Source organism: Chelatococcus sp. YT9 (genome assembly GCF_018398315.1).
In the GTDB taxonomy this organism is placed as follows: Bacteria; Pseudomonadota; Alphaproteobacteria; order Rhizobiales; family Beijerinckiaceae; genus Chelatococcus.
Genome location: NZ_JAHBRW010000003.1, coordinates 229,724 through 243,414, shown reverse-complemented (window position 1 = coordinate 243,414; position 13,691 = coordinate 229,724). Strand labels below are relative to the sequence as shown.

Genomic DNA, 13,691 nt, shown 5'->3' with positions numbered 1-13,691 from the left:
TCTGCGATGGTTACTCCGCCATCCGAGGCCGACAGCCAACTCTGGCGAAAGGGACTTTGGCGGACGGACATGGAACAGAATCTACGCGAACAAGTGCTGGAGACGGTACGATCCGAAATCATCTCCGGGGAAGCCGGTCCCGGCAAGATGTATTCGGTTCCGACGCTTGCCAGCGACCTCGGCGTGTCTACGACGCCGGTTCGCGAGGCGCTTCTGGAACTGGCGCGCAACGGTCTCATAGAGCCGATGCGGAACCGCGGCTTCAGGGTCGTGGAGCCGACCGTCGAGGAGTTGCGCAATCTGTTCGACATGCGCGAACTGCTGGAAATCCACGCCGCAGCGATGCTCGCCGGCAAGCCGTCCACGAAGCTCGAAGAGCTGGTGGTGCTCGCTGACGAGGTCAAGTCGGCAGTCGATGCCGACGACGTGCCCAGCTATCTCGCCGCGGACCGGCGCTTTCACAATGCCTTCATAGCCGCCGCCGGCAATCCGCTGCTGACCGAGATGGCGATGGCGCTGCGCGACAAGATGCGACTCTATGGGATCGGCTCGCGGGCAGGGATCGAGCGTCAGGCCGCCTCGGTAAGCGAGCATTATCGCCTCATCGAACTCGCCGAGGCCGGTAATGTGCCGTCCCTCACGGAATTGCTGAAGCAGCACATCCGTACCTGGGAGCCGATTTTCGTGGATGCGCTGCTCAAAGGGTCCCGTGACAGCTTGGGCAAGCGCAGCTGAGCCGGTGCCGGGACGTTTAGTTCCCCTCAAAGATAGCTGGACCTCTCGGATGTACACGCGTGAAGCCTCATATCCGCTATGAGTTTCATCACATGGGTATTCCCACCGACGAGATTCGCGCCGGTGAGATTTTTAGCTCGGCGGCAGGGATGTATACTTCCGACAATCCTGGTAGCTTCCGCGTACAATGGCACGGCTTCCTGCACTCATCGCCCCTGCATCTGTTGATCCGCACCGTTCCCCACGCTGCCTTGAAGGGGGCGGGACAAGAGCAGTTCGAAATCGTACGCTAAGGTCGAACGGAGCAGGAACGTTATGCGGCACGCCGTAGCCCAGCCGGGAGGCGAAGCAATCTGAAGCCTTCCGGGAGATTTTGCTCGCTGTCCCAGGTGTAGATGCCTGTCAGGTTGATATGCTCCCAACTCAGCGGCGAGATATGCCTCAATAGGGACTCTGGAATGTTCCTTCCCGCTCGTTTGAGCTCTTTGACCGCGCGGTCGAGATAGACCGTGTTCCAGTGGACGATCGCGCTGACGACAAGATTGAGGCCTGATGCGCGGAATGCCTGACTTTCGAACGACCGGTCGCGGAGTTCGCCACGCTCATGGAAGAAGACTGCGCGTTTGAGTTTGTGCGCTGCCTCGCCCTTGTTGAGGCCGGCTTGGCAGCGCCGGCGCAATGTCGAGTTCGAGTACCATTCGGTCATGAAGAGCGACCGCTCGATGCGGCCGAGTTCCCGAAGAGCCTTGGCCAGCTGGCTTTCCTTCGGTGATGCCGAGAGCTTCTTCAAAATCGTAGAGGGCACAACGGCGCGGGTGGTGATCGATGCCGCTAGATGAAGCAGATCATCCCAGTGATCGAGGATCAGGGTGGTGTTGATCGGCGCCCCGATGTGGTTCGACAGCGCCGGGTATGCGTCGCCTTTCTCGAACGTGTGGAACTTCCGATCTTTGAGATTGCGCAGTCGTGGTGCGAACCGCTTGCCGATCAGAGCGAATAGCCCAAAGACGTGATCGCTCGCGCCGCCGGTGTCGGTGAAGTGCTCCTGTATTTCGAGGATTGTGTCCTGATCGAATAGTCCGTCGAGCACATAGGCAGCCTCGCTTTCGGTCGGGCTGATGGGCAAGATGCTGAAGTAGCCGTACTGATCTGACAGATGGCTGTAGAACTTCGATCCGGGCTCACTGCCGTAATGTAGATTGATGTCTCCGCGCTTTGCGGCTCGGTCGCTTGCTCGGAAGAATTGGCCATCGGATGATGACGTCGTGCCATTGCCCCAAAGGCAAGAATGCGGATGGCGGGTGTGTGCGTCAGTCACGCAGGCCTGGGCCGCGCGGTAGGTCTCTGACCGGGCATGGAAGGCGCGCATCCAACTGATCTGGTGAGCGCTGATGCCTTTGGACGCGCTGGCCATTCGCTTTGGACCGAGATTGGTCGCATCGGCCAGTACGCCAGCCAGCATGGCCGAGACATTCCTCGGAGTGTCACCCGTTCGAACATGCGTGAAGCAATCCGCAAAGCCGGTCCATTCGTGCACTTCCCGCAGGAGGTCCGGCACCTCGACCAACGGATAAAGCTCGCTGATCTCGGCGTTCAGTTCCTCCGCTGCAGCGGGAACCTCGCCGGCGGCCGGCGTGACGATCAAGGTACCAGCTTCAAGGCGAACACCTTCAAGCTTTCCGGATCGTGCCCTGTGCGCCAGGCGCTTCAGGTTGAAGTCGAGCATCTGCCGCGCTTCGGTAAGCCACGCCGCGCCGTCTTCTTGGACACCAAGTCCGAGGCGATCTTCATCTTTCAGGATGGTGAACGTTGATCGCGGCATCAGGTGCTCGTCGATCGGTCGGAAGGATCGGCTGCCATCGACCCAAATGTCCGCAGATCTAAGCCGGTCTCGCAAAGCCGCGAGGGTTGCAATCTCATAGAGACGGCGATCGGGCTTCTCCTGCCCGAGGATCAGCCGTCGATCGGCTTGGCTGAGGTGGGTGACCGGGACGCGATCCGGAAGGGTCCGCCGCTTCTCGGCATAGAGCCGCTTCAGCAGCAAAATCGCCGCAAGAAGGGGATCGTGGCGGCGCGCTGAGCGGAACGTGAACGTCTGCAGGAACGCACCGGCATACTTATTGACGGTGGCATATTGCTCGACCGCTAAGGTCAAGGGCGATGCCTCGTTGTCGCCGACCATCGACTCAAGCTCAGGCTTCATCCGAAGCAACCGGTGCCATCCAACTTCCTGATCGAGAACCTCCAATGCGTTCCGGCCATAATCGTTCGCGGACTGCAGGGCTGTGATCGTGTCCAGGAACATGCGTAGCGCTTTGGCGGTATCCGGCCTGCAGTCCATGTGCCGCTGCTTCTTGCGGTTATTGGCTTGCGAGAACAGCCGACCTATCAGCTTGATGAACATCGACCCTGCATCGTCCGTGAGCTTCTGGCCGAGCTTGATAATCTGCGCCACGATTAGCGCGTGTCGACGGCTGGCATTGAAGTCGTTGGCCAGCCATGCCGGTGTGGCGTTGCCTTCACGGATCATCTGATCCCACCGTCCAGACGATATGCGTATCTGCAATCTCGGATCGATTTCTAGCTCGCGCAGGAAGGCAATCCGTTCGGTCAGCCCGACCAGGTTTGACGTACCTGGCGCATCCGGCGCTGATCGTAGCCAATGAAATCGCGTCTGGCCGATAGCCGGGTCAACCTCCAACAGCTTATCCAACGATGAAGCGTATCGACCGAAATTTCTTCGATCAGCGCTCTCTCTGCCCGCCGACGGGCAATGGCGCGGGCAGCAAGACCGATCCGTTCGATCGTGTCGATTGCTGGCAGAAGAGATCCGCGTTCACGAAACATGGCGACAGTAGCACTCGCTATCGCGCCACCGTCGTCGGACATCGCGGCCGCCTGAATTGCAGCCAACAGCGCAGCCCTACGGTCTTGCGCCGTCGCGCTCCGCGCGGCCAGATAAACCATCAAGCGAGCAATGTGATCGCGCCGCGTTTCTTCACGGCGTGCATAGAGCGCAAACTTTCCAGCGTCGGCGCCAATCTGCTCAGCAACGTACTCTAGCATTGCGCGAGGCGGAGTTTCATCGGTCGCCAACACCCTGCCTGGATATCGCATCAGGCAGAGCTGAACGGCAAATCCGAGCCGATTGTGTTCTCGTCTGCGAAGTCCAATCTCAAGCCTGTCAGCCGACGACAACGAATAGTGCCGGATGAGGCCGTCCTCATCGGTTGGTATATCGAAAAGTCTCTGTCGATCTTGGACCTTGAGAAGCCTCCGTTTACCCATTGCCCGACTCCATCTCCGACCAATCTGCCGGGAGCGTTGTCGAGTCGGACGGACGAAGAAATCAAGATTGGTGCATTGCGATGGCAATCCACAGGGATCGGATGCTGGACATCCGGGCTACGGCGCCGTTCATGCTCCGTTCGCCCTTAGCGTACGATTTCGCACTGCTCTTGTCCGCCCCCCAGCCTTACGAAATCTTACAGGAGGTGAACCGGGCACTCGAATACCGAGTTTCGCAACGAGATATGCCTGGAAGCAATAACCCGTGGCCTTATGACCCACCGCTATGCGATTACCTGTCTGCAAGCCAACGGAGCATCGCTCGAGTGACAACGGCCGGCTGCTCAATCGGCGTCATATGCCCGGCGCCCGGCACGACGAGCAACGTCGACCCGCGAACCATTTCGGCCATTTCGCGATGCTGAGCCACGTCGGTGACGCGGTCAAATTCTCCGCACAAGATCAAGCATGGCCCTACGAAGGTACGGAGCACGGCCCTACCGTCCTTGCGCTCGATACCGCTTTGCCGCCGCATCACGACAGGTCCCAGCCGCGCCGCCATTGTTTGGATCCGATCTGCAATCGCCTTGTCGGCGAGGTTCGAAGGATGGAGATAGCTCTCGAGCAGGCGTTGCCCCACGCCGACAAATCGACCCGGCTGGCTGGCTGCCATGTTGAGCCTTTGTCGCTCCTTCTTTCGCCGTGGAGAGTCCGGGCGCCAAGAGGTGTTTAGCAACGCAAGCCGTGAAACGCGGTTTGATGCACGCCGCAGGATCTCCTGGGCTACAAACCCGCCCAGCGAAAAGCCGGCCAAGGCGAAGCGTTCTGGGGCAACCGCCAGCACCGCGTCAGCCATATCCTCTATCGTTTCGGCTTGCGTAATGTCAGCAATCAAGCAAGAGGCGACGTCGGCCAACGGCGCCATCTGATCGCGCCAGAGATCACCGTCATTGAGAAAGCCCGGTATGAGAATTAAGCTTGGCCGGGTAGTCAAGCCATTTGCCTCCTGCATCATAACATACTGCTTGTGAGCAACTGGTCAAGAATCGGGCTGCCGTACGAGCTTTCTCAAGAGAGTGATGTCGTTGGGTATAGGAGTATCCGGGTAGTATTTCGGCCAGGACGCAACGACCACTTCGCCTACGTAAATATCGCCCCTCGAATCGGCTGCAACGCCATGCGGAGCGATGAACTTCCCGACGCCCCTGCCGGGCACTCCCGCGCCATATCTGACAACCACCCCTCCCTCACGGTCCAAAATGGAAATCCGAGGGCCGAGATTTGGCGTCCTGATGTTTACGGGCATCGTTGGGCCTACCTCGCCGACGATGATTTGGGATGGCGTCGCTCTGCTCAGACACAGGGCGCAAGGCCGGTGAAGATTGTTCCACTGGCTTATGTATCGTCCCGCAGCATCAAATATTTGAATCCGGTGATTCTCCCGGTCCGCGACGTAGATCCTGTCCTCTTCGTCGCAGACGATGTTGTGTGGAACATTGAAACTGCCTGGTTCGACTCCAGGTTTGCCCCAGGAGGTTAGGTATTTGCCGCCGGCGGTATATTTGTGCACGCAGGCATTGCCGTAGCCATCGGACACAAAAATGTCACCGTTCGAGGAAAGCGCAGTGTGAGTGCACCGATTGAACGGCTTGCCGCTCATATGCGCCGATGGCTGCTTTGGCAGGCCGATCTGCAGGAGAATCTTGCCTTCGGGCGTGCATTTCCGGACGGTATGATCTCCTTCATCAGTACAGTACAGACTATCGTCTGGACCAATGTGGAGTCCGTGCGCCTTCGTAAACATGTCTTCGCCCCAAGAGCGCAGGAACCGGCCCGATCGATCGAAGACGATCATCGGATGCTCCCCGCGATTGAAGACATAAACGTTATCACGGCTGTCGACCGCGACGGCGGCAACTTCCTTGTATAGCCAGCCGGTCGGCAATTTGCCCCACGTGGAGTCTTCGGTAAACTCGACCATCGCGATCTCCTTCCTGTCTCGTCAGCCCCGGCCTACGAAAGGCATCTTGCTGGCCATAACGGTCATAAAGAGTACATTTGCCTCTAACGGCAGATCGGCCATGTAGCGCACGGCGTCAGCGATATGCATGGGATCGATCAATGGTTCTGGCTTGCGGCTTAAGTCAGCCTGCAGCACGCCGTCGCGCATGCGGTTAGCAAGTGGCGACTCGGCATTGCCGATGTCGATCTGACCGCAAACGATGTCGAAGTTCCTACCGTCGAGCGCGAGCTGCTTGGTAAGTCCGGTGATGGCGTGTTTGGTGGATACGTAGGCGGTTGCAAACGGGCGTGGCGCGTGAGCGGATATCGATCCGTTGTTAATAATGCGTCCGCCACCAGGCTTTTGACGGCGCATCAATCCGAAGGCCGCCCGTGCGCACAGGAACGAACCCGTGAGGTTAACATCAACCACCGCACGCCACGTCTCGACTGCCAACTCGTCGATCGGAACGGCAGGCGCGCCGCGACCAGCATTGTTGAAGAGGAGGTCAACCCGGCCGAATTTCCGCTCGATGGTTTCGAAGAGCCCTGCGACCGCAGCTTCCTGCGAAACGTCCGCCGGAACCACTAGCGTTTCGCCTGCGGCCAGCGATGCGGTTTCCTCGAGTTCGGCCACGCGCCGGCCGACAAGCGCGACCAGATAGTCCCCTTGGGCGAGCTTGAGTGCAACTGCACGACCAATTCCCGATCCTGCCCCGGTCACCACCGCGATTTTTTGCATTTCAAATCTCCACCCTTTTTTGTGCACTCACCTCCGACGCAACTAGGGCAGCGACGAAGCCAATGCTCCTTGCCTAAGCCGAGAACCGCCTTTCTCGTCGGGTTTTTCATATTATGCGCGCGATCCAACCGCGGGGCATATAATTGCAGCATAGCTGCTTCACGCGTATTGATTTTGGGTCGGATCGATTAAACGTGAAAAAGCTTGAGGGTAGCGAAAAGAGCATCCTGCTCCTCAAATGGCCATCTTAGCGACCACCATTCCGCTGTTCTGGCCGCATTGGTGAGCAAAGGGATCTGCTTGATTCATACGAAGGGCCGTATCGACGGCCAAGGCGGTTCATTGGAGGAGCCAGATGAGCGACAATGTTAAACGCGGCTTGGCCGGGGGCCTGACGAACTACGGTGATCCAGCCTTCGCCGCTTATCTGCGTCGCTCATTTGCACAATCCATGGGATATTCCCGAGAACTTCTCTCCAAGCCGGTCGTCGGGATTACCTGGACCGCAAGCGATTTCAACAATTGCCATCGCGGTGTGCCTCGGCTTGTGGAGGCCGCAAAACGCGGCGTTCTCGCATCGGGCGGGTTGCCAATGGATTTCCCGGTGCCGTCGCTCGGAGAGATATTCCTGAACCCGACAAGCATGGTGTTCCGCAATCTGATGGCTATGGCGACCGAAGAGATGATCCGCGCCCAGCCCATGGATGCGGTCATTCTCATTGGTGGCTGCGACAAGACGTTGCCGGCGTTGGCGATGGGAGCAATTTCAGCCGGCAAACCTGCGATAATGTTGGCCACCGGGCCCATGATGACGTCGCGGTTCAAGGGCGAACGGTTGGGGGCCTGTACGGACTGCCGCCGTTTTTGGGCCCGTTACCGCGCAGGCGAAATCGTCACCGACGAAATCGAAAACATCGAGCGGACGCTTGCCACGACTGAGGGCACCTGTTCGGTCATGGGGACTGCCAGCACGATGGCCATTCTATGTGAGACCCTCGGCCTGATGCTTCCGGGAACGGCCGCCATCCCCGCAGTGCACGCGGATCGCTTGCGTGCGGCCGAGGAGAGCGGACGGGCAGCCATGCGCCTAGTCGAGACCGGCCAGACCTACGATGGGTTTCTTACCCAAGCGAGTTTCGACAACGCGCTCAAAATGCTCCTGGCTGTTGGAGGTTCGACCAATGCGATCATCCACCTTGCCGCGATGGCGGGCCGCCTCGGTCTGGATTGCTCGCTGGAGCGCCTGAACAGCTTCACCGACGACATCCCCGTACTCGTGGATCTGAAGCCTACGGGGCAAGGCTACATGGAAGATTTTTTTGCCGCCGGTGGCGTCGGCGCAATGGTCAATCGCCTGCGCGACAGGCTCGATCTTGACGCCTTAACGGTCACCGGCGTGTCGCTCGGGCAGGCTGTCGATCTCGATGCCATTTGGATCGACGAGAACATTATTCGTCCACTGGATAACCCTGTCCGCGAGAATGGTGGATTGGTCGGCCTTTCCGGCTCGCTTGCGCCCGGTGGCGCTGTAATCAAAAGGGCGGCGGCCGACGAACGACTATTTGAGACGACAGCGCGCGCAGTGGTTTTCGACGGCTTGGCCGACCTATCGGCGCGGATCGACGATCCCGATCTCGATGTCACCGAAAACGACGCTCTCGTCCTGAAAAATGCAGGACCGATCGGGGCAGGCATGCCAGAGGCAGGCTATCTCCCGATCCCTGCCAAGCTGGCACGACAAGGGGTCAAGGACATGCTGCGGATTTCCGATGCGCGCATGAGCGGAACTGCATTTGGAACCATCGTCCTGCACGTGTCGCCAGAGGCATCCGCCGGCGGCCCGCTTGCGCTGGTCGAAAACGGAGATCTCATCCGCATCAGCGTGCGCGAACGGCGCCTAGACCTTCTCGTCGCCGACGAAGAACTGGAGCGCCGCGTAAACATACAGATTCTGCCGCCTGTAAAAGTCGAGAGAGGCTGGATGGGGCTTTTCCGTCAGCATGTTCTCCAGGCGGAGAAGGGCTGTGACTTGGACTTCCTAGTCAAGACCTGAGACTTGATGGGAACTCTAAGATACGGTCGCCTCGGTTCCCATCATCGACCGCGGATGGTCTCGAGGAGTGCTATATCCCGTACGGGACGGTCATTGACCAAGTCCAACACCGACAAAATGAAAGTATCTGCAAGCTGTTCTGAAACGCCTGCTCCCATGATCAGTCCGCGTGCCTTGCTTGCGAGCTCCGCCGACGTAACGGGATTCTCGGGGTCTCCCTTGGCGTCCTGACGCAGGGCGGCAAGCTTCCGGCCACCGGCGGTTTTGACAACGACTTCGGTCCCCCACGACTGCGGATAAGCGGCATCGATCACCGGGCTGACATCGACAGAAACCTTGTTTCTAAGGTCTGATATCCTTTCGCGAGAACTGCCCTCAAAACTAGATTGCATTACCTGTCCGTCGGCCAACGCGATAGCTACGCAATGTTGCAAAGAAAATTTGGCGCTGTAAGGGTCCTGCGGGTCGGGACGGTTGCAGACTTCGAGCGCTGCCCGATACGCGCCAACAGTCACATGCGTGATCGGCTCGCCATCCAGCTCTCGATGCAGCTGTATTGCCGCGTCGATGGCTGGATGCGTATGCCGGCAACATGGCCAAGGCTTGATTGACGTACGTGTCAATTGCCAAGGGCCGTCCGGGTTGGCGACAATCTTGTCGGCTTCGAAATCCGAGCAGAGACCGGCAAAGAACCCTTTTTTCCCTTCAAGAATGTGCGCAGGCCCCGTAAAATTCTCGGCCGCGAGAAGTGCTGCGAGAACGCCCGATTCGGATGCGCGGGCAGTGTGCAAATGTTTGCTCATTGCACCCTCTTCCAGAAACTCCCAAAGACCTGAAGACTGGGTGCCGGCGTTTCCAAGCGACCAAATTGTCTGTTTCTCCGAAAGCATCATCAGGTCCGCGGCGGCCATCGCGGATCCGAATGGCCCGCATGTTGACGTGTTGTGCCACACGCGATAGTGCGCCTTGCCGACGGCCATGCCTACGCGGCAGACCGCTTCGTATCCAGAAAGGATCGATTCCAGAAAGCGCTGACCTTTGAGGTTGCGATCCTCAGCGATTGCCCAAGCTGCGGGAACCACCACGCAGCCGGGGTGTGTTACGGAATCGCGGTGAAGGTCGTCCATTTCGAGAATGTGGGAAAGTCCGCCGACGAAAAAAGCGCGGCGGCCGGGGTCGGTGCTTCCCAGCGGAGCAACGGCGTCAAGCATGCGGGCAGGCGCGCTTCCGCGTGCGCCCACCGCACAGGCAAGTGTGTCCAGGACAAAGTAGGCAGCGGCTTCGAGATCCGTCGGAGTTATAGCTTTGCCGCGCGCGAGTCGAACCAGCTCTTGTGTAAGGCTCATTGGAAACCCCTCCGTTCAAGATTGGTTCGAGGTTCTGGAGCAAACTCTCGACGCAGCGACAGGTCTTGTTCGCCGAGCGCTGGGACACGACCCAGCTCCCGCCGAGATCCATCCACCAGTATGGGATGAGCCAATACGTCCACAAAACCGTTCGGCGTTTCGACGCGTGAGAGGCTTACGCTACGATGATTTGGGAGATCCGCCATCGTCGACACGCGCCCATACGCGATGCCCTCGACATCGAGGTTTTGGCAGAGAATCTCGGAAGCGAACGCGCCGATCCTGTCTTGTATGAGATTGTCGAGTTCGGACCTGTTTCGTACCCGCTCCGTGTTGCTATCGAACCTTCGATCGGCGCCCAGAGCAGGGTCGCGAAGAACCTTGAGGCAAAACGTTTGCCACTCCCGTTCATTCTGGATTGCGACAAGGATCTCACCATCAAGCGCTTGAAAAACCCCGTAGGGGGCGATGGACGGATGGGCGAGACCGAGCCTTTTGGGTGGCGTATTGCCGTACCGGGAAGCCAGGTAAGGCACGTTCATGTATTCGGCCAGCGTATCGAAAAGCGAGAGCTGGATATGGCAACCGGTCCCGGTTCTGGCGCGTAGCAACAGAGCCTCCAGAATAGCCGCGTAGGCCGCTTGCCCGGTGGCGATATCGCAAACTGAAATCCCCACCCGCACCGGACCGGAACTTTGGGACCCCGTGATGCCGGCGAGCCCTGCCTCTGCCTGCACAAGCAGATCATACGCCTTGCGCTGCTGGTCCGGCGTGCCGGGTGCATAACCGGAAACATCGCACACAATCAGCCCCGGGTGCCGGCTCCTGAGTACCGGGGACCCGATACCGAGACGATCGGTGGCGCCAGGGGCTAGGTTCTGGATAAATACGTCTGCACCGGCGATCATCGAATTCACCAGCGCGAGATCGTCCGGCGACCGGAGATCGACGCGACACGATTCCTTGCCGCGATTGTTCCAAACGAAGTAGCTCGACATGCCGAAGACGTAGTCGTCATAGCCGCGCGCAAAATCGCCTTCGGGCCGTTCCAGCTTTATGACTCGCGCCCCGGCATCTGCGAGGCGCGATGTCGCCAGAGGCGCCGCGACGGCTTGCTCCAGCGCCACGACGGTAATTCCCTGGAGTGCGCCGCTCATTGTGTCTCCACGCCTTTCTCAAGCCCGATCTTCATTGGCCCAGCGTTCAATAGTCAGATCCAAAAGACCGTTGCCATTCCGATTTCACGAAGGGCGATATAGCAAAATGCGAACGCATTCTGACGCCGAGGACCGCCCTAAGAAACTATCGGCGGCCTCGGAATTGGAAACCGCGACCGCCGGAAATGTAGCAGAAATAAACAAAGTCCTTCGGGGCGGCAGACGCAGCTATTTGGCGCCCTTGAGCGTGTTGATCCAAAAGTCCATGTCCTGACCGAAGTTTGTTTGCCAGCGGGCAGGATCGATCTCGTAGCGCTCCGTGATCGGGTCATACCAGGGCTGCTTGACCACGGCGCGAGCATCGACCGCGGTGGGGAACGTCGTCGGACCGCCATAGAACTTCTGTTGCGCAACCGTCCCGCCGGCTTCGCTGACCCACCAGTTCTGGAATAACCGCGCCGCATTCGGGTGAGGCGCCTTTGCCGAAATGGCGCTCCATGCAGTGATCAGGCCGAGAGGGCTAGGTGACGGATGGGTCCATTGGACCGGCGCGCCTTCTTCCCATTTCGCCGACGCGGCATTTTCCCAAACCGAGATCAAGAGATCCTTCTCGCCGGTGACGATGCGGTCGATCGCAATGTTGATTTCCGAGTAAACGGACGGCTGCTGTGTCGCGAGGGCTTTGATGAACTCCGGTCCGAACCGATCCTTGAGCTTTGGGTCCATGAACATATGGGTAAGCGTATAGCAGGTTGCGCACCTCTGGTCGGTGACCGCGATGCGACCTTTGAACACCGGGTCAAGGACTGCTTCCCAATTACCGCGCAGCTTCTCGATCTCCTCAGGCGTGAGTTTGTTCGGATTGTAGAGGATCGCCGCGTCCTGATAGTAGAGCGAGTAGGCACTGCTGCCCATGCGCGCTTTCGGAGTGAGCTTGTCGGCGTCCGGGACGGTCCATTCCGCGAGCAAGCCGTCCTTGATGAGCGATCCTATCGACACGAAATCCAACGAGACGAGGTCGGCGACATTCTGGCCGGCCGCCGACTCTTGCGTAAATCGTTGGTATTGCTGAAGATTAGCGAGGCGTATGACTTCGACTGTCACGCCTGGATATTTCTCCATAAATGCGTTGGCGATATTCTGCATCGCGGCGGAAGGCGCTCCATTGTACCAGACGACGGTCCCTTCCTGTTTGGCGAGTTCGTACAGCTTTGCCTCATCCTTCGGATCAGGGAAGGTCTGCGTGGAAGCCGAGCCCGCGCTGATCGCTCCCGCCAAAAGCAAAGCTCCCGCAGTCAATAGGTTCTTCATTTTCATCTTTGCAACTCCTCCCATAAGCTTCATTGGACTATGTCATTTCCCAACGACAGGCTTTTGCGGCGGATCGCCCCATGATCCACTGCTTGTCCTCGTCGCTGAGAAAGGGCAACGCTTCCGTGAAGAGGCGCATGTTGTCCTCGAAGGACCATTTCAGCCGGGTCACGTCGCTGCCCCAGAGCATCCGGTCGGGGCCAAAGGCATCGTAGATTCTGTGAATCGGCTCGTGCAGGACCGGGAACGGGTAGGGGGCGCTGGAAAAGCAGGGCAGCGACGACACCTTGATCGAGACGTTCCGAAACCGCGCCAGATCCAGCGTATCGTTCAGATCCGCCCAAACCGCCTCGTCCTGAAGATCGAATGGTTCTCGGCCCGCATGGTCTATGATCAGGCGGAGACTCGGAAATCGCTCGAGAACCGGCGCGAAGGCCGCCATCCTGTTAGGTGCAGCTGACATGAACGGTATATCGTGATCAACGAGCCCCCGCCAGAACCAGTCAAGCTCCTGCAACGGCTTCGCAGAGAAGCGAAAGTAACGCCGAATGCCCAGCATTCCGTCTCGCCGCCAAGTCGCCAAGGCCTCACCGGCGTTTGGTAGGTCGAACTCGAATTGGCCCATGACGGCGAAACGGTTCGGATATTTTGCCGCCGCATCGAGAGCATATCTGTTCTTCATCGCGTCGCTGATCCAACTCCCGAACGGCACGAGGATCGAGCGTGCAATACCGTTTGCGTCCATGCGCGCAAGTGCCTGCCTTACCGTATGCTCGGCGCCGTGGTTTGCTCTGGCGGAATCAGGAGTAGGAAACTCGGCCGACTCCTCCCAGCAATGGATTTGCGAATCGATTACAAACAAGCGGTATCCTCCTGCTTTTCCCGATCAACGATCGAGCCCCCTAGTCGCCGACCTAACGACGATTGCGAGACGCTTTGCAGGAGAATCGTCCAAAAGCCGGTATGCCGGCATTGTATTGTTGACTTACTCTAGGGAGGACTAGCCTGACCGGATTTGGTGCCGATCTCCTGCTCGGATAAACGGGATCGACGCGGAT

The 13,691-nt window shown here is 58.8% G+C and carries 10 protein-coding genes and 1 pseudogene; 3 read left to right on the top strand and 8 right to left on the bottom strand.

Annotated features, from left to right (window positions below; all coding sequences use genetic code 11):
- Positions 1-69 precede the first annotated feature (69 nt).
- The gene (locus KIO76_RS30190; protein WP_213327371.1) at positions 70-735 is read left to right on the top strand and encodes a GntR family transcriptional regulator; all 666 of its coding nucleotides are present in this window, start codon (positions 70-72) and stop codon (positions 733-735) included.
- 59 nt (positions 736-794) lie between these two features.
- Positions 795-1,028: a hypothetical protein gene (locus tag KIO76_RS30185; RefSeq protein ID WP_213327370.1), complete on the top strand. Its 234-nt coding sequence runs from the start codon at positions 795-797 to the stop codon at positions 1,026-1,028.
- A 20-nt stretch (positions 1,029-1,048) separates the two neighbouring features.
- Here KIO76_RS30185 and KIO76_RS30180 read toward each other — a convergent pair.
- From KIO76_RS30180 to KIO76_RS30165, 4 genes and pseudogenes are all read right to left on the bottom strand, one after another.
- Positions 1,049-4,023, bottom strand: a pseudogene (locus KIO76_RS30180) (Tn3 family transposase).
- A gap of 292 nt (positions 4,024-4,315) precedes the next feature.
- The gene (locus KIO76_RS30175; RefSeq protein ID WP_213327420.1) at positions 4,316-5,035 is read right to left on the bottom strand and encodes an alpha/beta fold hydrolase; all 720 of its coding nucleotides are present in this window, start codon (positions 5,033-5,035) and stop codon (positions 4,316-4,318) included.
- A 27-nt stretch (positions 5,036-5,062) separates the two neighbouring features.
- Positions 5,063-6,004 (bottom strand): peptidyl-alpha-hydroxyglycine alpha-amidating lyase family protein, encoded by a 942-nt coding sequence (locus KIO76_RS30170; protein WP_213327369.1) that lies wholly within the window; start codon positions 6,002-6,004, stop codon positions 5,063-5,065.
- A 21-nt stretch (positions 6,005-6,025) separates the two neighbouring features.
- Positions 6,026-6,766 carry an SDR family oxidoreductase gene (locus KIO76_RS30165; RefSeq protein ID WP_213327368.1) on the bottom strand — a complete coding sequence of 247 codons (741 nt, stop codon included), beginning with the start codon at positions 6,764-6,766 and terminating at the stop codon, positions 6,026-6,028.
- A 355-nt stretch (positions 6,767-7,121) separates the two neighbouring features.
- Here KIO76_RS30165 and KIO76_RS30160 point away from each other — a divergent pair, with 355 nt between their 5' ends.
- The gene (locus KIO76_RS30160) at positions 7,122-8,819 is read left to right on the top strand and encodes a dihydroxy-acid dehydratase (RefSeq protein WP_213327367.1); all 1,698 of its coding nucleotides are present in this window, start codon (positions 7,122-7,124) and stop codon (positions 8,817-8,819) included.
- Positions 8,820-8,860: 41 nt separating this feature from the next.
- On the opposite strand, the gene KIO76_RS30155 is transcribed toward KIO76_RS30160, so the two are convergent.
- From KIO76_RS30155 to KIO76_RS30140, 4 genes are all read right to left on the bottom strand, one after another.
- On the bottom strand, positions 8,861-10,165 hold the full coding sequence (locus KIO76_RS30155) for an MmgE/PrpD family protein (RefSeq protein WP_213327366.1): 1,305 nt from the start codon (positions 10,163-10,165) through the stop codon (positions 8,861-8,863).
- Positions 10,162-11,322: a CaiB/BaiF CoA transferase family protein gene (locus KIO76_RS30150; protein WP_213327365.1), complete on the bottom strand. Its 1,161-nt coding sequence runs from the start codon at positions 11,320-11,322 to the stop codon at positions 10,162-10,164. Before KIO76_RS30150 ends, KIO76_RS30155 begins: the two co-directional genes overlap by 4 nt.
- A gap of 228 nt (positions 11,323-11,550) precedes the next feature.
- On the bottom strand, positions 11,551-12,639 hold the full coding sequence (locus KIO76_RS30145) for an ABC transporter substrate-binding protein (protein ID WP_213327364.1): 1,089 nt from the start codon (positions 12,637-12,639) through the stop codon (positions 11,551-11,553).
- Positions 12,640-12,670: 31 nt separating this feature from the next.
- Positions 12,671-13,495, bottom strand: coding sequence for an amidohydrolase family protein (locus KIO76_RS30140; RefSeq protein WP_213327363.1), 825 nt, complete (start codon positions 13,493-13,495; stop codon positions 12,671-12,673).
- Between the last annotated feature and the right edge of the window lie 196 nt (positions 13,496-13,691).